Annotated in this window: 18 protein-coding genes; 3 read left to right on the top strand and 15 right to left on the bottom strand. The window is 64.1% G+C overall.

The features are described from left to right. Positions 1-143: 143 nt before the first annotated feature. From LDO54_RS10815 to LDO54_RS10785, 7 genes are all read right to left on the bottom strand, one after another. Positions 144-1,028, bottom strand: a complete 885-nt coding sequence (locus LDO54_RS10815; protein ID WP_224010044.1) for an SMP-30/gluconolactonase/LRE family protein — start codon at positions 1,026-1,028, stop codon at positions 144-146. Next, entirely contained in the window at positions 1,025-1,792 is a 768-nt protein-coding gene (locus LDO54_RS10810; RefSeq protein ID WP_224010042.1) for an SDR family NAD(P)-dependent oxidoreductase, read from the bottom strand. The genes LDO54_RS10815 and LDO54_RS10810 overlap by 4 nt, the downstream gene beginning before the upstream one ends. A gap of 50 nt (positions 1,793-1,842) precedes the next feature. Next, the gene (locus tag LDO54_RS10805) at positions 1,843-4,245 is read right to left on the bottom strand and encodes a beta-glucosidase family protein (RefSeq protein ID WP_224010040.1); all 2,403 of its coding nucleotides are present in this window, start codon (positions 4,243-4,245) and stop codon (positions 1,843-1,845) included. A gap of 112 nt (positions 4,246-4,357) precedes the next feature. Next, positions 4,358-5,488: an ABC transporter ATP-binding protein gene (locus LDO54_RS10800; protein ID WP_224010038.1), complete on the bottom strand. Its 1,131-nt coding sequence runs from the start codon at positions 5,486-5,488 to the stop codon at positions 4,358-4,360. A gap of 37 nt (positions 5,489-5,525) precedes the next feature. Beyond that, entirely contained in the window at positions 5,526-6,377 is an 852-nt protein-coding gene (locus tag LDO54_RS10795; RefSeq protein ID WP_224010036.1) for a carbohydrate ABC transporter permease, read from the bottom strand. 3 nt (positions 6,378-6,380) lie between these two features. Next, positions 6,381-7,298 (bottom strand): carbohydrate ABC transporter permease, encoded by a 918-nt coding sequence (locus LDO54_RS10790; protein ID WP_224010034.1) that lies wholly within the window; start codon positions 7,296-7,298, stop codon positions 6,381-6,383. An 80-nt stretch (positions 7,299-7,378) separates the two neighbouring features. Further along, complete coding sequence (locus LDO54_RS10785) at positions 7,379-8,659, bottom strand: extracellular solute-binding protein (protein ID WP_224010032.1); 1,281 nt, start codon at positions 8,657-8,659, stop codon at positions 7,379-7,381. A 286-nt stretch (positions 8,660-8,945) separates the two neighbouring features. Here LDO54_RS10785 and LDO54_RS10780 point away from each other — a divergent pair, with 286 nt between their 5' ends. Further along, the gene (locus LDO54_RS10780) at positions 8,946-10,013 is read left to right on the top strand and encodes a LacI family DNA-binding transcriptional regulator (protein WP_224010030.1); all 1,068 of its coding nucleotides are present in this window, start codon (positions 8,946-8,948) and stop codon (positions 10,011-10,013) included. Positions 10,014-10,131: 118 nt separating this feature from the next. Here LDO54_RS10780 and LDO54_RS10775 read toward each other — a convergent pair whose 3' ends face one another. The 3 genes from LDO54_RS10775 to LDO54_RS10765 all read right to left on the bottom strand — a co-directional run bounded on the left by LDO54_RS10775 (position 10,132) and on the right by LDO54_RS10765 (position 12,367). Next, positions 10,132-10,521 (bottom strand): type II toxin-antitoxin system VapC family toxin, encoded by a 390-nt coding sequence (locus LDO54_RS10775; protein ID WP_224010028.1) that lies wholly within the window; start codon positions 10,519-10,521, stop codon positions 10,132-10,134. A gap of 9 nt (positions 10,522-10,530) precedes the next feature. Beyond that, positions 10,531-10,911: a type II toxin-antitoxin system Phd/YefM family antitoxin gene (locus tag LDO54_RS39215; protein WP_436975547.1), complete on the bottom strand. Its 381-nt coding sequence runs from the start codon at positions 10,909-10,911 to the stop codon at positions 10,531-10,533. A gap of 316 nt (positions 10,912-11,227) precedes the next feature. Continuing rightward, the gene (locus LDO54_RS10765; protein WP_224010026.1) at positions 11,228-12,367 is read right to left on the bottom strand and encodes a porin; all 1,140 of its coding nucleotides are present in this window, start codon (positions 12,365-12,367) and stop codon (positions 11,228-11,230) included. A 463-nt stretch (positions 12,368-12,830) separates the two neighbouring features. Here LDO54_RS10765 and LDO54_RS10760 point away from each other — a divergent pair, with 463 nt between their 5' ends. Then, the gene (locus LDO54_RS10760) at positions 12,831-13,262 is read left to right on the top strand and encodes a hypothetical protein (RefSeq protein WP_224010024.1); all 432 of its coding nucleotides are present in this window, start codon (positions 12,831-12,833) and stop codon (positions 13,260-13,262) included. 240 nt (positions 13,263-13,502) lie between these two features. After that, positions 13,503-14,180, top strand: coding sequence for a hypothetical protein (locus LDO54_RS10755; RefSeq protein ID WP_224010022.1), 678 nt, complete (start codon positions 13,503-13,505; stop codon positions 14,178-14,180). A gap of 58 nt (positions 14,181-14,238) precedes the next feature. Here LDO54_RS10755 and LDO54_RS10750 read toward each other — a convergent pair whose 3' ends face one another. The 5 genes from LDO54_RS10750 to LDO54_RS10730 all read right to left on the bottom strand — a co-directional run bounded on the left by LDO54_RS10750 (position 14,239) and on the right by LDO54_RS10730 (position 19,363). Continuing rightward, entirely contained in the window at positions 14,239-15,441 is a 1,203-nt protein-coding gene (locus tag LDO54_RS10750) for a porin (protein ID WP_224010020.1), read from the bottom strand. Between the two features lie 202 nt (positions 15,442-15,643). Then, entirely contained in the window at positions 15,644-16,645 is a 1,002-nt protein-coding gene (aroD, locus tag LDO54_RS10745; RefSeq protein ID WP_224010018.1) for a type I 3-dehydroquinate dehydratase, read from the bottom strand. Positions 16,646-16,836: 191 nt separating this feature from the next. Continuing rightward, positions 16,837-17,250, bottom strand: coding sequence for a DUF4148 domain-containing protein (locus LDO54_RS10740; protein ID WP_224010016.1), 414 nt, complete (start codon positions 17,248-17,250; stop codon positions 16,837-16,839). A gap of 12 nt (positions 17,251-17,262) precedes the next feature. After that, complete coding sequence (locus LDO54_RS10735) at positions 17,263-18,078, bottom strand: response regulator transcription factor (protein WP_224010014.1); 816 nt, start codon at positions 18,076-18,078, stop codon at positions 17,263-17,265. Then, positions 17,996-19,363 carry a sensor histidine kinase gene (locus tag LDO54_RS10730; RefSeq protein WP_224010012.1) on the bottom strand — a complete coding sequence of 456 codons (1,368 nt, stop codon included), beginning with the start codon at positions 19,361-19,363 and terminating at the stop codon, positions 17,996-17,998. The genes LDO54_RS10735 and LDO54_RS10730 overlap by 83 nt, the downstream gene beginning before the upstream one ends. Positions 19,364-19,367: the final 4 nt, after the last annotated feature.

The following is a 19,367-nucleotide window of genomic DNA, read 5'->3' as shown; positions in this document are numbered from 1 at the left end:
CATTATGCACCGGCGAGGTGATCGAACGATGAATGCGTGCGCGTTCTTTGAATGAAAAGCGGCGAATGAAAAGCGCAGAGGTTTACATGTTTTAAAACGTATTCATGCGAGAAAGTCTGATTAAACGCCGTTAGACAATATCGTCACTCGGGCCACACGATCCGGCACAGCGATTGCGGCTGCCCGGCGGCCGGCGCGCGAAACGAAAACAGCGCGCCTGCGAGCGGCTCGCGGGCGAGCGCGGCTGCGTCGAGTCCTTTGCGCGCCGTGGTCACATACGCCGTGCGCAAATCGTCGCCGCCGAAGGCGAGCTTCGTCACGTTCGAGCAAGGGAACACAACGTGCGCCACGCTCAAGCCGTTGGGCGCGTAGCGCTCGATGCGTGCGCCGCCAAACGTCGCGACCCAGACGAAGCCCTCTGCATCCACGACCAGGCCGTCGGGGTCGCCCGGCGGCGCGTGCGTGGTGAACAGGCGGCGCGCCGAGAGTTCGCCGTCGTCGCCCACATCGAATGCGTAGATGGCGCGGCGCAGCGAATCCACGTGATACAGCGTGCGTGAATCGGGGCTCATCGCCGGGCCGTTCGTGATGATGTAGCCGCTGTCGTGCACGCGCGGCGGCCGGTCGTCTTCGGCGCGCCAGAGCGAGCCGGTCGGCTCCGTTTCCGCGTCGTCCATCGAGCCGAACCATAAGCGGCCTTCGCCATCCACGTGCGCGTCGTTGAGTCGGTTGCCCGGCAGCGCGGTTTCGACCGGCACGCGCAGCACGAAGCGCCCGTCTTCGGGCGTGAAGCGGTGCAAGCCGCCCTGCAATCCACAGACAAAGCCGCCATCCGCGTGCGGCAGGACGAAACCGGTTTGCGCGGGCGCGTCCCAACTGCTGCGCGCGCCGCTTTCCGGCACGTAGCGATGCACGCGCCGCTGCTTGATATCGACGAAGTACAGCGCGCGTTCGCGTTCGACCCACACGGGGCCTTCGCCGAGCAGCGTGCCCACGTTCCATTCGACTTCCGGGATCGTTGTGTTCATGCGCCGTACCATCCGGCATCGACGAAATAATCGCGGCCCGTGCAGCGCGCGGCGTCGTCGGACGCGAGAAAGAGCACCATGCGCGCGACGTGCTCGGGTTCGATGCGCGCGTGCAGACATTGCTGGTCAAGCAATTCCGATTCACTCTCGCTCGACTGCCAGAGTTTCATCTGGCGCGGCGTGCGCACCGCGCCCGGAATCACGCAATTCACGCGTATGCCGTGCTCGCCGAGATCGCGCGCGAGTCCGCGCGTGAGGCCTTCGATGCCCGCTTTGGCCGTCATATAGACGCTGAGATTCGGCGTGGCGAGATGCCAGGAAATCGAACCGAGATTGATGATCGCGCCGCCGCCCTGCTTGCGCATGCCTTCGCTCACGGCTTGCGCGCAAAAGAATTGATGGCGCAGATTCACGGCGAGACGGTCGTCCCAGTAAGCGGCGCTCACGTCGCCAACGCTGTGGCGGTCGTCGTTGGCGGCGTTATTGACGAGGATCTGCGCGTCGCCGGACGCTTGCGCGATGGCGTCGAAACAGCGTTGCAAGGCGTCGATATCGCGCAGATCGCAGCGATGGTAGACGGGTTCGTATTTCGTGTGGCGGCTCGCTTCGACGAGCGCGAGCGACGCTTCGTCGGCCACGTCGAGAAAATGCACGCACGCGCCCTGAGCGCTAAAGGCCGCCACCATCGCGGCGCCGATGCCGGTGCCGCCGCCCGTGATCACGACCACCTTGTCGCTCAGGCTCGGATAAATTGCGTAAGACATGGATAATTTCGCTTTCGGTTCAATCGTTGCGTCAAGGGTCGCGCGGGGGTTTATTCGACGGTCACGTCGCTCGTCATGCGCCAGTCGCGCGGCAGCGTGCGCGTCGCATCGCCGGTGACGGTGAGCGTCGCTTGCAGATGAATATCGCGGCTCGAACTGCCGATCATCAGATCGAAATCGCCGGGCTCGACGATGCGTTCGCCGCGTCCATCGGTGAAATTCAGCATGTCGACAGGCAGGCGAACCTGCACGCGCGCTGCGCCGCCCGCTGCCACCGTCACGCGCGAAAACGCCTTCAATTCACGCACCGGACGCGCACTCGACGCCAGCTTGTCGCGCAGATAAATCTGCACGACTTCCACGCCGTCGCGCGCGCCGATGTTCTTCACCGTGAACGCCAATTCGAACGTGCCGTTTTCGATGGGCGCATCGGACGCGGCGAGTTCGAGCGCCTCGTAAGCGAAGCGCGTATAGCCGAGACCGAAGCCGAACGGGTAGCGCGAACCGAAGTGCCAAGCAACCGGCGTGCCCGCGCTTTTGAGCCGATGGTTGTAGACGTAGGGCACCGCGCCCGCGCTCGTCGCCACGGAAAGCGGCAGGCGTGCGCTGAAATTCTCGCGGCCCGTGAGCAGCGCCGCGAGCGCTTCGCCGCCCTTCTCGCCAGGCGCGAACGCCATCACCTGCGCGGCGACGCGCTCCTCCTGACCGCCGAGGTTGTACGGGCGGCCGCCCGTCATCACGACGACGGTGGGTGTGCCGGTCGCGAGCACGGCGTCGAGCAGCGCCTGCTGCACGCCGGGCAGCGCGAGGCTGTCCGTGTCCGAGCCTTCGCCCACGGTGCCCGACTGGAACAGGCCCGCGAGGTCGCCGACAAACACGATCGCAACATCGGCGGCGCGCGCCGCTTCGACGGCGGCGGCGATGCGCGACGTGTCGGTGCTGATGAGCGCGTCGCGCGTGCCGACTTCGCGCGTATCGAGCGAGACGTCGCCCGGAAATACCGGTGCGCCCGCACGGCGTTCTTCGATGATCGCGCAACCGGGCGCGTAGCTGACGCGCGCTTCGCCGAGCACATCGCGCAGCGCGTGCAGCGGCGTCGTCATCGACGAATGCGCGCTCTCGCCGCTGTTGATCAGATGCACGGGGAAGCTGTAGCCCGCGAGCAGCGCGAGCGGATCGTCGGCGGTCGGGCCGATCACGGCCACGTTCTGCGTGCCGTCGTTCGCGAGCGGCAGCACGCCGTCGTTGCGCAGCAGCACCACCGATTCGAGCGCCACGTCGTAGGCCACATCGCTTGCGGCTTCGCTGCGCACGTTCACGCGCGAGACATCGGCATAGGGCTGCTCGAACAGGCCGATGTCGAACTTCACGCGCAACACGCGCTTCACTGCTGCATCGATGGTCGCTTCGCTGATCTCGCCGCGCGCGAGCGCGTCCTTGAGATGCAGCGCGCACTCGTGGCCCGGCAACTCGATATCGAGCCCCGCGTTGAACGACTGCGCGGCGGCGTCGGCCGCGTCGCGCGCGATGCCGTGATGCGTATAGAGCAGATTCACGGCCGCATAATCCGCGACGATCAGGCCGTCGAAGCCCCATTTATCGCGCAGCACGCCTTGCAGCAAATCGCGGTTCGCGTGGCACGGCACGCCGTCAATGTCGTGATACGCAGGCATGATCGAGCCCGCGTGCGCGAGCTTCACGGCCATCTCGAACGGCAGCAGGAACGTATCGTTGAGTTCGCGCGGGCCGACGTGCACGGGCGCGTGATTGCGCGCGCCTTCGCTGGCCGAGTGCGCCACGAAGTGCTTGAGCGTGGCGAGCACGTCGCGCTTCTCGCCTTGCAGGCCCTGCACGTAGTGACACGCCATCACGCCCACCAGATACGGATCTTCGCCGAAGGTTTCCTCGGTGCGTCCCCAACGCGGATCGCGCGATACATCGAGCACAGGCGCGAGCCCTTGATGACAGCCGATCGAGCGCGCCTGTTCGCCGATCACCTCGCCCACGCGGCCAACCAGCGCAGGATTCCACGTGGCCGCGTAATTGAGCGGCGACGGAAACAGCGTGGCGTCCTTGATCATCAGCCCGACGAGACATTCCTCGTGCGCCATCACCGGAATGCCCAGGCGCGTCTGCTCGATCATCTGCCGTTGCAGCGCGTTGAAGGCCTCCACGCCCTCTTGCGGATCGACCGTATGCGTGCCGAGCGGACGCGTCACCTGACCGAGCCCGTGTCGCAGCAGCGTGTCGAGCGGCACACCCGTATCGCGCTGCGCGAAGTCCTCGGTGCGCCATTCGTGACGGCCATGCGCGCGCAGCTTGAGCCAGACGGCGTGCAGCTGCGCGATCTTTTCGTCGATCGTCATGCGCGCGAGCAGGTCGGCCACGCGCGCTTCGGTGGGCGCGTGAGCGCGGCGGTAAACGGGCACCTCGCTTTGATGGTCAAGCGACATCACAACACTCCTGTTGGGTCGTGTGCAAGGCGCGCGTCGCGTCCCGGCACGTTAGTTATCCTGCTTATTTTTCAAGCGTGTGTTCAGACTGCCGAAGCGCCGCGCGACGTGATTAATGCATGCGCTTGAACGCCATGTCGCGGTCGTCGAACAGATGGCAGGCGTCGGGCGGCAGCGCGAGATGGACGTTCTCGTCGTAGGCCAGCGCGCTGTCGCCGGGCAGCTTGGCGATCAGCGTGGGTGCGTCCGCGTGCTGCTGGCCGATATGCACGTAGCTGTGCTCGCCCATGCGCTCGACGAGGCGCACGCGGCACGCGAGCGTCGGCTCGTTGCGCGCGGCATCGGCGAGACGCAGGTGCTCCGGGCGAATCCCCAGCGTCACCTTCATGCCAGCATTCGCATGGCCCGGCTCGACGCGCGCGAGCACGCGCTCGCCGCTGTCCAGCACCACGTGCACGCCGCCTTCGTCGGCGCCCGTGACCGTACCGGGGAAGAAGTTCATCTTCGGCGAGCCGATGAAACCGGCCACGAAACGGCTCCTGGGATGGTGGTAGAGATCGAGCGGCGCGCCCACCTGTGCGATGCTGCCGTGCCGCTCCATGTCCTTGCCGGCCTGAAGCAGCACGATGCGGTCGGCCAGCGCCATCGCCTCGACCTGATCGTGCGTCACATACACGGCGCTCGCCTCGCGAAACTCGCGATGCAGGCGCGCAATTTCAGTGCGCGTCTGTACGCGCAGCGCGGCGTCGAGATTCGACAGCGGTTCGTCGAAGAGGAACACGCCCGGCTCGCGCACGATCGCACGGCCAATCGCCACGCGCTGACGCTGGCCGCCCGAGAGCGCCGCGGGACGGCGTTCGAGCAGCGCATCGAGTTGCAGCGCGGCGGCGGCGCGGCGCACTTTCGTGTCGATGGCCGCCTTGTCGATCTTCGCCTGGCGCAAGCCGAACGCCATGTTCTCGTACACGCTCATATGCGGATAAAGCGCGTAGTTCTGGAACACCATCGCCACGCGGCGCTTCGCGGGCGCGACGTCGTTCATGCGCTGGCCGTCGATGCGCAATTCGCCGTCGCTGATCGATTCGAGCCCGGCGATCATGCGCAGCAGCGTAGACTTGCCGCAGCCGGACGGCCCGAGAAACACGCAGAACTCGTTCTTGCCGACTTCGAGCTGCGCGTTGCGGATCACCGCCTGACCATTTGCGTAGGACTTCTGTACGTTTGCGAGAGAGATGCTTGCCATGTCGTGATGTCGGTATCAGTGCGGTTTGAAACGTGGCTCAGCCCTTGAGCGAGCCGGCCATCATGCCCTTGATCACGCGCTCCTGACCGAACGCGTAGGCCACGATCAGCGGCAGCGAAGTCAGCGTGACGACCGCAAGCATCGCGGGCACGTTCGACGAATACTGGCCCTGAAAATCCCACACCGCGAGCGGCAGCGTGCGATGCTCGGAGGTCGAGGTGAGCATGTAGGCGAAGATGAATTCGTTCCACAGGCCAATGCCGTTGTAGATCGCCACCGTCGCGAGGCCGGGACCGGACAGCGGAAAAAACACGCGCCAGAAGATGCCGAACGGACCACAGCCGTCGAGTTGCGCGGCCTCTTCGAGTTCGCGCGGAATCTGCCGCATGAATTCCGTGAGAATGAAGATCGACACCGGCAGGCTCAGCGCCACGTACGGTCCGAGCAGCGCGAACGGCGTGTCGTAGAGGCCGAGATTGCGCGTGAGCAGATAGATCGGCACGAGCGTCGCGTGCAGCGGCACGATCATGCCCGCGACCACGAGCGCGAACAGCGTTTTGTTGAAGGTGAAGCGCAGCCGCGCGAATGCGTACGCAGCCATAGCGCTCACGATCACGATCAGCACCACGGACACGCCCACCACGAACAGGCTGTTGCGGAAGTAGGTGAAATACGGGCCTTCGAGCACGGCGGCGTAATTGCCGAAATACAGATGCTTCGGCAAGGCCCAGACCGGCGAGGAAAAGGTTTCGTCCTGCGTTTTGAGGCTCGTGGCCACCACGAAGATGAACGGCACGGTGGTGACGGCCAGCCAGATCAGCGCGAGCAGCGGCACGCCCACGCGGAGCTTGCGCAGGCCGAACCCCGGTTGATGCGGAAGCGTCGACATCGCTCAGACCTCCGTTGCGTAGCGGCGCGTGAAGCGCAGCGAAATAGCCGCCACCGCGCAGACGATGATGAACATCGCCGAGCCGATGGTGCTGCCGTAGCCGAGCTGGAACGAGCTGAACACGGTGCGGTACATATAGGTCGCCATGAGTTCGGACGAGCCTTCGGGACCGCCGCCCGTCATCACGTAGATCAGATCGAAATAGCGCAGCGAGCCGAGAATGGAGAGCAGCACGGCGGTACGCACGGTGCCTTGCAGATGTGGCAGCTTGATGCGCCAGAAAATGGTCCATTCCGATGCGCCGTCGAGGCGCGCGGCTTCGGCGATTTCCTGCGGCAGCGAAGACAGCCCGGCGAGAAACAGGATCATGTAGAACGGCGTGTTCTGCCAGCAGATCACGGCGATGGTCGAGCCGAGCGACAGATGCGGATCGCCGAGCCAGTCCTGTGCGAGCGCATCGAGTCCGAGCGCATGGAGCGCCGCGTTGAGCGGGCCGAAGTTCGGATCGTAGACGTTCTTGAACAGCACGCCGATCGCCACGCTCGACATCAGCAGCGGCAGGAAATAGAGAATCTTCAACAGACGCAAGCCGCGCCCCGCTTTTTCGAGCAGCACGGCGAGCGCGAGCGCGATCGGCAGTTCGACCACGATCGACGCGGCCGCGAGCAGCGCGTTGTTCGCGAGCGATTGCCAGAACACGCCATCGTGCGCGAGCTTTGCCCAGTTGGCGAGCCCCACGAAGCGCGCATTGCTGCCGAGGCCGTTCCAGTCGAGCAAGGAAAGCCGCAGGCTGGAGACGAGCGGATACAGCAGGAACACGGCGAGCAGCAGCACCGCGGGCGCGAGAAAGGTGGCGGCGACGAGCCACTGCGCGGAGAATCGCAAGCGGCGTTCGGGAACGGCGGAAAGTGCGATGTTCACGGATAGGCCTGCCGGCGGCGTCCTCGCGGACGCCCACCGGTCTTGATGAAAAGATTGATCAGGATGGCGAATCGTTTCGATCAGCCGCCCGACTTCGAAGCCGCTTCCATTTGCTGCGCGGCGGCCTGCGGCGTGACCGAGAGGCCGAACAGCGCCTGGGTCGTGTCCTTATGCAGCTCGCCCAGACGCGGCGGCAGCGCCTGGTCGTACCAGAGCTGCACGTTCGGCGCTTGCACGATGAGCGCCTGCAAGCGCTTGAGGAACGGATCGGGAATCGCCACGTCCTTGACCGGCGGCACCTTGTGGTCGGTCACGCGCGCGCGCATCGATTCGTCGTCGGTGAGTGCCTGGATCAGCTTGAATGCCTGGTCCGGGTACTTGCACGCGCTGGAGATGCTCAGGAAGCCGTCGCCGACCGTGCCGATCACGTCGCGCGGATCGCCCTTGCCGCCCGGCACGCTCGGGAACGGGAAGAAGTCGAGTTTGGCCGAGAACGCGGGGTTTTCGTTGGCGATGGTCGAGGCTTCCCAGCCGCCCATCAGTTCCATGGCCGCGCGGCCCGAATACAGCAGACGGCGCGAGGCGCCCACGTCGTAGTCGAGGCCGTTGTAGCCCTGCGCGAACGCGCCGGCCTTCACGAGATCCTGAATGTACTTGCCCGCTTCCACGAAGGCCGGATCGCCGAAGCCCTTGCCGCCGCCCTCCACCGCGCCGCGCACGACCTCAGGGCCGCCGATGCGGTCGACGAGGTACATGTAGTACATCGAGCCCGTCCACTTGTTCTTGTTGGCGAGCGCGAACGGCGCGATGTCGTGCGACTTGAGCACCTGCACCACGTGCATCAGCTCCTCCCAGGTCGCGGGCGGCTTGAGGCCGTACTGCTTGAAGAGGTCCTTGTTATAGAAGATCACGGCGGCCGACGCGTTTTCGGCGGCCACGCCGTAAGTCTTGCCGTCGAAGGTCACGGCCTTCCACGAGGCAGGCAGGAAGCGGTCGCGATACGCGGGGTCCTTCTGCAGATACGGCGTGAGGTCGGCGATCTGCCCGGCCTTCACATATTCGTTGAGCGTGCCGCCACCCCATGACTCGAACACGCACGGCGGCTGGTTCGCACCGAACGCCACCTTCAGCTTGGTCTTGTAGGCGTCGTTGAGGATGTGCGAGTTTTCGACCTTGTAGCCGGGGTTTTTCTGCTCGAAGCGATCGGACGCGTCGCGCAGAATCTTGCTGGAACTGGCATTCGTTTGCTGATCCCACGTCGTGATCACTTTCGCGTCCTGCGCGTGCACCACGCCCGCCGCCGCGAGCGCGGCGAACAGCACCGCCGCGCCCGTCGTTTTCGCTACCGCCGCGTACGCCATCTTGGGTGTCTCCTGTCGTTGGTTTTGTTTGCGACCGTTTAACGTTAGCCTTAACGTTACGAGATCGTAGTCATAACGTTCTACCGTCGCCAGACCGTGTTAACCCTCAAGCTGCCGTCTGCGCGACGTATCCGTACAACGCTTGACAGGCGGCCCGTGCGCGCCTGAATTGTCGGGCTGCGCGGTTCTGTTAGAATGATTTCCACTGTAACGATAGCGTTACCAAGATCTCTCCAGATCGCGGTTCGGGTCGCGCTGCCTCACTCCTTCATAACAAGCTAGTCGCATGACCAAGCAAAATCCCACGCTGGCAGACGTCGCGAGGCTGGCCGGCGTGTCGCAGATGACCGCGTCGCGCGCGCTCAACGGGCGTCCGGGCGTGTCGCGGGAAACGCGCGACGAAGTGCTGCGCATCGCCTCCGACATCGGTTACGTCGTCAATCGCACGGCCCAGAAGCTCTCGGGCGGACGCAACGGCATCATCGGCATCATGACGCCCACGCTCGACACGCAGTTTTCGAGCGAACTGATTCTGGGCGCGGGCCGCGCGGCGCGCGCCGCAGGTTGCGAAGTGCTCGTCTACACGGTGTCCGACGACAGCCACGCGCATCAGGAACTCATCAAGCTCGTGCGCCAGTTTTCCGACGGACTGCTCGTGATCCTGCCGCGCGAGACCATGTGTCTCGACTCGCTCGCGGCCGCGCACGTGCCCGTGGTGGTGGTCGATCAACGCGGCACGCTCAATCGTTTTCCCTCGGTGTCGGTCGACAATTACGGCGGCGCGCGCATGGCGGTCGAGCATCTGGTCTCGCTCGGCCACAAGCGCATTGCGTTTCTCGGCGGCGACGAAGCGATCGAAGGCGTGCGCGACCGGCAGCGCGGCTATCACGACACGCTCGTGCGCCACGGCATCGCGCTCGATCCCGAACTCGTCGTGACCGGCGATCTTTCGCAGATGACCGCGTTCGAAGTGGCGACGGGCCTCGTGAACCTGCCCGATCCGCCCACGGCCATCTTCACGGCCAACGACCAGAGCGCGTTCGGCGCGATCGCGGCCGCGCGCGAAGCGGGCCTGCGCGTGCCCGACGACATCTCCGTGATCGGTTTCGACGACATCCCCATGGCCGAGCAGTTTCATCCGGCGTTGACCACGGTGCGCCAGCCGTTTCAGCAGATGTCGAGTTCGGCGGTCAATGCGCTGCTCGCGCAGATCGCGGGCAACGACGCGGTCGCGCAGCGCACGACCTTCCCCGCCGAACTGGTGGTGCGCCAGTCCACGGCGCAGGCGCCCGCCGTCGCGCGGCGGCCTGCCGAGGCCGCGCGGCGGGCGGGCAAGCAGCGCGCGAAAGCGTGAATGTGAGCATGAGCATTGGCGCGAGCGACTTCGCGAGTCGAACGCGTAAATAAAACGGGGCGCCTTATCCGCGATAAGGCGCCCCGTTGGTGTTTTCAGCCGGCGCTTCGCGCGGCTTTCACCAGATGGTGTCGAGATGCGTGAGCGCGCGCACGCGTGCGTCGGGCGTGACGAGCGGCACGCCGAGCGTGCGCGCGGTGGCGGCGACGAGCCGCTGCGACGACGGCAATTCCGGCGAGAGCGTGGTGGCGCGCACCGCGATCGCGGTATCGACGGGCACCATGCGCACGCCTTCGAGCGACGCGAGCGTGGCGAGCCAGCGCCGCGTGTCCATCGCCAGCGCGAGCCGGCCGTTCTCCACGAATTGCGCCAGTTCCAGCACGCTGATCGTGGAGATCAGCACTTCGCCGCCGTCGAGCGCGCCGTCGATGGCCGCGCGCGCGGGCTCGCTCAGCGCACGGTCGCCGCGCAGCCAGTAGATCAGCGCGCAAGTGTCGAGCGTGACCATGGCCGTGGCTTACGTGTCGATGGCCACAGCGCGGCGCGTGCCGACTCGCTCACCCTCGCCCGCTATTTCGCTCAAGGCCTCGCCCAACGCATCGCCAGGCGCATCGCCAGGCGCATCGCCGGGCGGATCGAAATCGCAGTGGACGATCGCCGCGCGCAGCGAGTCGAGCGGACTCTTGCGCTTGGCGCGATACGGACGTATTTCGATGGTCGGCTGGCCGCGGTCGGTGACCACCACGCTTTCGCCGAGCATTTCGACTTGCCGGAACAGTTCGCAGGCCTTGGCCTTGAACATCGCTTTCGATACCCGTTTTTCCATTGAAGGATCTCCACCCATCGTGATCGGCGCGCTGTAGTTTTGTATGGAACCGCGTTGCGAGACGTCGCGCACCGTGGACGTTATCGCTAACGTCTGCAAGATAGCATGGTCATCGGGCGTCGTTCAAGGGCGGGCAAACGCGGAGTTTCCCGGGTACGCCAAAAGCGCCGGGACCCTATTAAATACGAGGGATTGTGATCGGATGGGTTTGAAGCGGAGACTGAAAAAAGGGACGCCGGCGTGTCAGGGTGGAGGAGGTTGACCACGCCGGCGCGGCCCGGACCAACGTCCGGCCGGGCCTGTCCATGCGACTTGCTACTGCTGGTAACTCACTGGAGATACAGTCGATGCTGCGTTGATGATGCAGGCCGCATCTGTTCCGCCCGAATCAGAACAGATGCATGACGCCTGCGAACACGCCGAACTGGCCCTGGCCGTAGTTCGGATTGCCGTTCGCCGACGAACCCGTGGTCGGATCGTAGTCGTTGTTGCCGTACGAGCCGTTGCCGAGGTTGATGTTCGACGTCGAGCTGTTATGCACGTAGCCCGCTTCCGTGTAGAGGAAGGTGCGCTTCGACAGGTTGTACGTGCCGCCCAGCGTGTAGAGCGTGGCGTTGCCGTTGCCCTTGTTCGCGTTGGCGTGGAAGACCGCCGCCGTGATCGCCGCTGCCGCGTTGATCTGCCAGGCCGCGCCGATCCACTCGTGATCGACCGCCGTCGGCGCGGAGACACCGCCCGGCTGCGAGGCGTCGGTCACGCCCACGCTCGCGTTGGTCGCGTTCGGCGCGCTCAGATGCTGGTAGCCCGCGTAGAACTTGACCGGGCCGAACACCAGCGTGCCGCCCGCGAGAATCGAGCGCGAGTGCTGGTAGACGTCGTTGAAGGAGCCGTCGGCGCCGCGCACTTCGTCGTAAATCACGCGGAAGTCGCCCATGCCGAAGGAGTAGACACCTTCGATGCCGTCGGTGCGGCCCTGGCCCGTGGGCGTCGAGGCCGCGTTCCACTTGGTGTTGTTGGTCAGCGCGTACTGGCCGCGCATGTAGAAGCCGCCCCAGCTCGGCGTCTGGTATTCGAAGCCGTTCGAGGCGCTCGCCCAGTTACGGCCGCGCACGAGCGTCGAAATCGCGTAACGCTGCATCAGCTGCGGGTCGGCGCCCCAGCTGTCCTGCGAGATTTCGCCCGCGCCGAGGTTACCCATCTTGAAGGTACCGTAGCGGTCGTTGTCGAAACCGACGATCGCGTGACGGCCGAACAGCGCGCCCGCCGACTGGCCCGTCTGCGTGTTGAGCTGGCCTTCGAGCTTGAAGATCGCCTTCGTGCCCGCACCGAGATCCTCGTAGCCTTCGAGGCCGAACCACGAACAGCCCCAGTCGCCGCTCTGGGCGCTCACGGCGTTCTTGTTGCCCGGCAGGCCCGTTTCATACTGGATGCCGTTGTCGATACGGCCGTACAAGGTGACCTGGCTTTGCGCCTGGGCGGCGGACGATACCGCGGCCAGCACGGCGAGGCCAATCAGCTTCTTTTTCATCAGGTATCCTATCTTTTTGCGTGTGTCTCCAAACCACGTCCCGGCTTCGTGGGGTAGCCGGCGCAGCGTCCCGAAATGCGCAGGGATCACGTCCCATGCACTTCGGGAGCTGATTATAAAAACGTGCCGCGCGCTCGCGCAGACGGAAAGCGCCAGGGAAAATGCGCCCCAGTTCTAACGTTGTTTCCACTCGGGAGTTGCGCTAGCGCTAACGTTATGGCCACGTTATCTGGTCAGATCGCGCGGCGAGGCCGGTATTTGCGTGGGCGGCGCGTGCGCCCGCATGGCGCGGCGGCGTGAAAACCGCTGTGGAAGCGCGTTCCACCGTTTAACCGTCCAGACGGTCGTGCTTAACGTTGCTAACGCGGTGTCGCGCTCACGCGACGCTGCGGGCATGCGTTCTGCGGCGCAGCCAGTACCGGGTGGCGCGTGCGCGCCCTACTCCCGCTCGACTCCCTTTGCGATGAACGCTCATTCGTCCTCGCCGGGAAGCACTCCGGCTCCCGTTTCCCTGCGTCCGCTGCGCGTGGCCATCTGGCTCGCGCTGGTGGGCGGACCGCTGCTCTGGCTCGTGCAGCTGGCGCTGGCGGTCACGCTGGTGTCGGCGGCCTGCGGCGACGGCATCCAGCATCAGGCCGACATGCCCTGGCCACACGTCGAGGGCATCGTCGGCGTGGCGTCGGGCGGCGCGTTCGTGATCGCGCTGGTGCTCGCGATCATGGCGGGCCGCGCGTGGCGCCGGACCGTCTCGCTCGCCCCCGACAAGCACGACGCGCTGCGTTTCGTCGCGTGGTGCGCCGCGGCCATTTCTGTGCTGTTTCTGGGGCTCATCGCGTTCTCCACCTGCGTGCTGGTGATCGCGCCGATCGAGCGTCTGTGTACCCCGTTTCAGTGAACGCGAACGGCTTGCGCCCGCTTTTTAAACCATCGGTTAAACGAAATATTTACCGCTTTTCACCCCTGAAAAAACGGGGTCACGGCGATGAAGCGCAGACGTGCGGATTCATTTCAATTGCGTTTTGATTTGCGATGCCAAATGCCCGCAACTCGTGCAATTGATTCGTGCGCGTGAACCGTAAAGTCGAAGCCGTCGGGGAACCCATAGCGAGCGTTTCCCGGTTTCAGGGAGAAAGCAGTGGCTTCGGTATTCGGTGGTATGGGTTGGACGCTGCGCGCGACGGTGATGGGCGCGGCGATGTGGGGGGCGGCTTCGGCGGTACAGGCGCAGGAAGTGTATGTGACGGGCGGCACGCTGGGCGCGGGACTGGGCGGCGCGCTCAATCTGGGGCCGCATGTGGGCCTGCATGCGGAGGCGGCGGGCTTCGGGCTCAGCCACACCGTGACGGTAGACGACAACCGCTACGACGGGCATCTCACGCTCGCCCAGGGCGGCACTTACCTCGATCTGTACCCGTTTGCGTCGAGCGCGTTCCGCCTCACGGCAGGCGCCCTCTTCAACGGGGATTCGCTCTCGGCGACGCTCTCGCCGAACGCGCAGGGCAACTATCAGATTGGCGGCGAGACGGTGCCGGCGCTCGGTCCCGCGCCGAGCGCGAAGGTGACGCTCCCGCATGTGATGCCTTATATCGGCATTGGCTATGGTCACAAGAAGCCCGCGCTCGGTCTGGGCTTGTCGTTCGATCTCGGCGTGGCGTATGGCCGTCCGCGCGTCGCGTATGACGTGCCGTCGATTTACGATCCGTACGTTTCGCAGCAGGACATCGCCAACGAAGAACAGAAGTTCACCGACAAGGTCACGCGCTACCACTGGTATCCGGTCGCGCAGGTGGCGTTGACGTATCGCTTCAATTGAGCGGCCAGGCCCCGTGCGGGCCAGGCCACCTCTGGCGAGCGACGGTGCTGCTCGCCCCTCAGAACTTCATGTCGATGCCGAGCATGGCGACGATTTGCGTCGGCGTCGACGATCCCGTCAGGTTTTGCGAATCGCCCACAGCCGGGGCGGCATTCACGACTTCACCCGCACTGCCCAGCGTTTGACCGCTGGCGTGCTGCCACGCCTCGAGCGCGTAAAGCGCCGTGCGTTTCGAAAGCTGATAACCCTGCTTCAGTGAAAACTGCGTGTAACGCGCCGCATGCGAAATGCCGTTGGCTTTCGATGCCTGCGTGTATGAAAAGCCCGCCGCCAGATCGACGGGCGCCGTGACCTGCCAGCGCGCAAACGTGCCATACGTGTTGAACGAAGCGGTATCCTTGAACAGCGAACGCGCGCCAGGCAAATAGCGCACATTGGAATACATGAGGCCCACGCGAGCGGCGCCGAAGGTGTAGTTGCCGGCGATCGCGACGTCGCGCATCGATCGCGCCGTGACGTAGCCCTGATTCACCACCGACTCGCCGAACGAGCCGCTCGACGACGAGTCGAACGCGGCACTCGTGGTGCTCGCGAATGCGTTGTCCATCCGCAGATAACCGGCCGCAAGCGCAAGCGGCCCCTGCGAATAACGCAGCGCGACGCTGATCGTCTGGCCGCGTCCGGCGCTGCCCGCCATGCCGCCCAGCGCATACATGCCCGCCGCCTGGAGGCCGTGCCATTGCGGCGACACGTACAGGGCCGCATTGCTTGCGCGCACGGTCGTGTCCATGCCGTCGAGGTCGCCAGGATGCGCGCCCGCTGCACCGGTCAGCGCGGCCACGGAAGAAAGCGGCCCGACAAACTGGAAATACGGCGTGTATTGACGCCCGAGCGTGGCGCTGCCGTAGCGTTCGCTGGAGAGTCCCACATACGCCTGCCGGTTGAATATCGATCCGCTCGACGCCTGCGTGCCATTGTTCAGGTCGAAGCCGTTTTCGAGAACAAAGACCGCGCGCGTGTCATCGCCGAGATTCTCGCTGCCTTGCAGGCCGAATTTCGAGGCGTACAGATTGCCCTGTCGAAGATAGAGATTCGCGTGACCGTTCTGGTTGTTGACGTAGCTGATGGCGTCGTCGGCGACACCGTAGAACGTGAGGCTGCTTTGCGCGTGCGCACCGGGTGCCGTCATCGCTGCTGCTGCCGCCGCGATGACGCGCAGCGCATTCGCGGACGCGCCGCCAAAGTAACTTTTCTGTTTCATTCTAAATAGGTGAGGCCTGCGCGTAATAATAATTGGCAATCCAGAATGATCTGGAGAAAACCCAATTCAGCGCAGGCTTGCTGCGTTGCTGCCGCATTGCATAAAAAAACGCGCGCACCGCTCAATAGCGCGGTGCGCGCGTTCGGTTTCGAGCGGCAAACACGGCCGTGCTTGCGACGAACCGTGCCGCCCGGAACGTCGTTTAATTGCCGCTGACGGCGGTATTGATCGTGTCGAGCACTTGACGCAGTGCCTTGGCATCGACCTGCCCCGGCGCGGACGCCTGGCCGATCATGCCGAAGGTCAGATCGGAGCCGAACACCTGGCCGGAGAAACGCGACACCGCGCCCAATCCGCCCATCGACATCGTCAGCAGCGGCTTGCGCGAATAGCGGTCGCGAATCTGCTCGGTGGCGTCGAGCAGTTTGAGCACGTCGGCGGCGTTATGCGGCATGACGGCGATCTTCAGGATATCCGCGCCCATCGTGTCCTGCTTGCGCAGACGCGCAACGATCTCCGCCGTCGACGGCGTCTTGTGGAAATCGTGGCTCGACATCACAACCTTGATGCCCGCCGCGTGCGCCGCCGCGACGACTTCGCGCACGACGGACGGATCACGGAACATTTCGACGTCGAGGATATCGATGAAATGCGCCTTGATCAGCGCGAGATACAGATCGCCGTATTGCTTGTCGCTGATCTGCTTCGAGCCGCCTTCCGACTTGGTGCGGAACGTGAGAATGAGCGGCTTGCCGTTGGCCACCGACGCGACCTGCTTGCCCAGTCCGGCGATCTGCGTGGCGTCGGTATCGAAGTTCAGGTAGTCGATGCGATATTCGATGATATCGACATTGGGGTTATTGCCGATCGCGCGCGCCTGGGCCAGCACTTCATCGGCGGTTGCGCCCGTGGTCGGAACGATGATCTTCGGCGCGCCTTGCCCAATCACGACATTGCGGATGGTGATCGGCTCGGCATGACGCTGGGTGACGGCCGCAGCCGGGGCGCTGGTCGCCGCCGACGCGGTCGCGGCCATCGCGAGACCCTGCATACCCAGCAACATCGAAAGCGAAATCACCGTCTTGCGCATCTTCATCGTTTGAAACTCCTGGTTCATGTATTCGGGTGGTTCGCGGACTCGCTGTGTCGTGCCGCGCGGCGGCGAGAACGGCAATAGTCTCGGCCCGTCACTCGATTCGAGCAACGGGCCGCACGCCATGCGAGAAAAGATCAATGATCAGAACGACCCGCGAGAAAACGAGCGGTATCGTAACAAGGACGCTGGCGAAACGCCGCCGCGAAAAATGAAGGTTTCTTTAGGAAACGATGGACGATGCCACGCCGGTCATGGCGACCGGCGTTTAAACGGGCGATCAATTCCGCGCGAGCGCGCGATTAACGATGCGAGATCTGGCAATCCTGCTTATAGTCGACCGCGAGTTTTTGCTCCGCCGAATTCAGATCGGCCGGAAACACGCCATTGTCCGAACCGGGTTGATAACCGCGCGCTTCCAGTTCGCCGAGTTCTTTCATCAGATCGGCGTGCGTCACTTCTCCCGATGTTTTCATGAAGGGATAGGAGACGCATTGCTGATGTGAAAGACGCGGCGCGGCGCTGGCGGTGAAACTCGCCGTGAGAACAACGATGGCCATCGCGAGATGAGGCAAGCTTGATTTGAAATTCATGGGCGGCTTTTTTATCGGTTGCGCGGTGCGCTTAATTCGAACCTCTAGCCTAGCCGACCACCCCTCTCCAATCGTCGCCCAAAAGGTTAAAGATAATTTAGGCACTCGATTGGAGCGACTCAACGACCTGCCCTTTCAGCTTTGATGTTCGTATGGCATTTCCACATCGGCCCGATAGCCGACACGCGGAATGCCGATCAAACTCACCGGCGCGCGAGCCTTTAGAAAACGTCCGCGCAATCGCGACACCAGCCTGTGAAGCGAAGTCGGATCCACTTCGAGTTCGCCGAACACATAATCGACCAATTCCGCGTGACGGACCGCCTCGCCGGGATTGCGCAGCAAGCGATCCATCAGCAGATACTCCCTGCGCCGCAGCAGCAGTGCGCTGCCGTCACGGCATATCAGGCTGCGCGTGGACAGCGACAGCAGCGTCTGACGTGACGTGTTGCCTTGCGCAGCCGAATTCGTCTCGCTCTTGCCTGGCCGCGTGATGGCATGCAGGCGCGCATGCAGTTCGGTGTAATCGTAAGGCTCGTCGAGACAGATATCCGCGCCCGATTCGAGCAGTTTGACGCGCGCTTCCGTCGTGCCGCGCAGGTCGACGATCACCAGCACGGTGTGTGCCGGTCGGGCCGCGAGTGCTCGCGTGACGTGTTCGGCCTCGCCATTGGTCAGGGCGATGATCGCGTCGATATGTTCCGTGCCGGCGAGCCAGGCGGCGTCATCGGCGCCGTCGAGTTCGACGACGCTATGGTTCGACTCCTCCAGCGCTCTGGCGAGATAACGCCGCCGCCGCTCGGCGCCGATGCAAAGGATGCGCATGCAACGTCTCCTCGGTTTAGATCGGGGTTGGCTCGGGTTAGGTTCAATCGCGCTTGAATTGCGCCCAGCAATCGAGCCTGACGCACAGGCCCGGACGCGCATCCGAAAGCGCCAGGCCGAAATCATGCAGCCGCACCACCGCCTGCACCACCGAAAGTCCCAGCCCCGAACCCGGGACCACGCTCGTCAGATCGCTGCGATAAAAACGTTGAAAGACCGCCGTGCGTTCGGTGTCGGGAATGCCGGGGCCGGAATCCGATACCACGATGGTCGGGCCTTCACTGCCGTCCACGAGACTCAGTTCGACCGTTCCGCCTTCGGGCGTGAATTTGATCGCATTGTCGAGCAGATTCACGAGCACCTCGAACATCAGCGGGTAATCGGCGCGAATGGTCGCGCGCGTGCGCAGATCCACGCTGAAAACGAGGCCATTGGCGGCGGCAACCGGTTGATAAAGATCGGCGGCCTTGCGGCACAACGCATCGATTTCGACATCGCTGAAACCCTTTTTTCGTTTCATCGATTCGATTTCGGAAATGCGCATGATGGCGGCGAAGCGTTGCAGCACGTCCTCGGTTTCTTCGCGCGCCTGCTCCAGCAGTTGCGCGTGCGATGCGGACAACTCGTCGCCCTGAATTCGCGCCAGCAGCGAGCGAATGTGAATCACGGGCGTGCGCAAATCATGCGCGATGCCGTCACTCGCGCCTTTCACTTCGTGCATGAGCCGCGAGACTTCGTCGAGCATGTGATTGACCATGGTGGACAGCCACGCAATTTCGTCGCGGCCCGCCTCGGGCAAGCGCGCCTCGAAGTCGCCGCGCGTAATCTGCTGGACGACGCGGCGCACGTCGCTGACACGGCGCAATTGCGTCGTCGATACGAGTATGCCGATCGCGAGGCCACCCAGCACGACGATGGCCGCGCTCCATGCCAGTCCGCCCAGCATATAGGCCCGCAATCGTGACATTTCGTCGACGTCGCGCGAGACGACGAGAATGTCGCCGTTTTCCAGTTTCATCGCCTTGGTGCGCATATACTCGGGACGCGCGGCGGCCTGCTCGGCGAGAATCGGTTTGCTCCAGACGCCGTCGCCGTCGGGCTGCACGTTGGCGGGAAACGCGAGAATGTCGCCCGCAATGTGCCGGTGATTGCCGTTGAACAGCCCGTAGAAATTGACCGGGCGACGCATTTCGCTGCGAATATGCGCGGCAATCTGCATCGGTACTTTATCAGCGGGCAGCGCGGAGAAATAGGCGAATTGCCAGGCGATGTTGTAGTCCGCCTGCGTGGCCGTATAGGAAGCCGAATTCCAGTAATTCATATACACGACGCCGGACATCGAGCCTGCAAACACGAATCCGTAAATCAACAGCAGCCGGAAAATCGCGCTGCGCCAAAGGCTCATCTTCATACGG

Origin of the sequence: Paraburkholderia tropica (assembly GCF_914484835.1) — a bacterium.
In the GTDB taxonomy this organism is placed as follows: domain Bacteria; phylum Pseudomonadota; class Gammaproteobacteria; order Burkholderiales; family Burkholderiaceae; genus Paraburkholderia; species Paraburkholderia tropica_A.
The sequence above is the reverse complement of the archived record's forward strand: the minus strand, read 5'-3'. Positions and strand labels throughout refer to the sequence as shown.

Coding starts and splice junctions, on each gene's coding strand:
- LDO54_RS10735 (WP_224010014.1), bottom strand. CDS start 18,078: ATGATTTCGGCCTGGCGCTTTCGGATGCGCGTCCGGGCCTGTGCGTCA.
- LDO54_RS10750 (WP_224010020.1), bottom strand. CDS start 15,441: ATGAAACAGAAAAGTTACTTTGGCGGCGCGTCCGCGAATGCGCTGCGC.
- LDO54_RS10780 (WP_224010030.1), top strand. CDS start 8,946: ATGACCAAGCAAAATCCCACGCTGGCAGACGTCGCGAGGCTGGCCGGC.
- LDO54_RS10775 (WP_224010028.1), bottom strand. CDS start 10,521: ATGGTCACGCTCGACACTTGCGCGCTGATCTACTGGCTGCGCGGCGAC.
- LDO54_RS10805 (WP_224010040.1), bottom strand. CDS start 4,245: ATGTCGCTTGACCATCAAAGCGAGGTGCCCGTTTACCGCCGCGCTCAC.
- LDO54_RS10765 (WP_224010026.1), bottom strand. CDS start 12,367: ATGAAAAAGAAGCTGATTGGCCTCGCCGTGCTGGCCGCGGTATCGTCC.
- LDO54_RS10795 (WP_224010036.1), bottom strand. CDS start 6,377: ATGTCGACGCTTCCGCATCAACCGGGGTTCGGCCTGCGCAAGCTCCGC.
- LDO54_RS10800 (WP_224010038.1), bottom strand. CDS start 5,488: ATGGCAAGCATCTCTCTCGCAAACGTACAGAAGTCCTACGCAAATGGT.
- LDO54_RS10810 (WP_224010042.1), bottom strand. CDS start 1,792: ATGTCTTACGCAATTTATCCGAGCCTGAGCGACAAGGTGGTCGTGATC.
- LDO54_RS10730 (WP_224010012.1), bottom strand. CDS start 19,363: ATGAAGATGAGCCTTTGGCGCAGCGCGATTTTCCGGCTGCTGTTGATT.
- LDO54_RS10815 (WP_224010044.1), bottom strand. CDS start 1,028: ATGAACACAACGATCCCGGAAGTCGAATGGAACGTGGGCACGCTGCTC.
- LDO54_RS10760 (WP_224010024.1), top strand. CDS start 12,831: ATGAACGCTCATTCGTCCTCGCCGGGAAGCACTCCGGCTCCCGTTTCC.
- LDO54_RS10785 (WP_224010032.1), bottom strand. CDS start 8,659: ATGGCGTACGCGGCGGTAGCGAAAACGACGGGCGCGGCGGTGCTGTTC.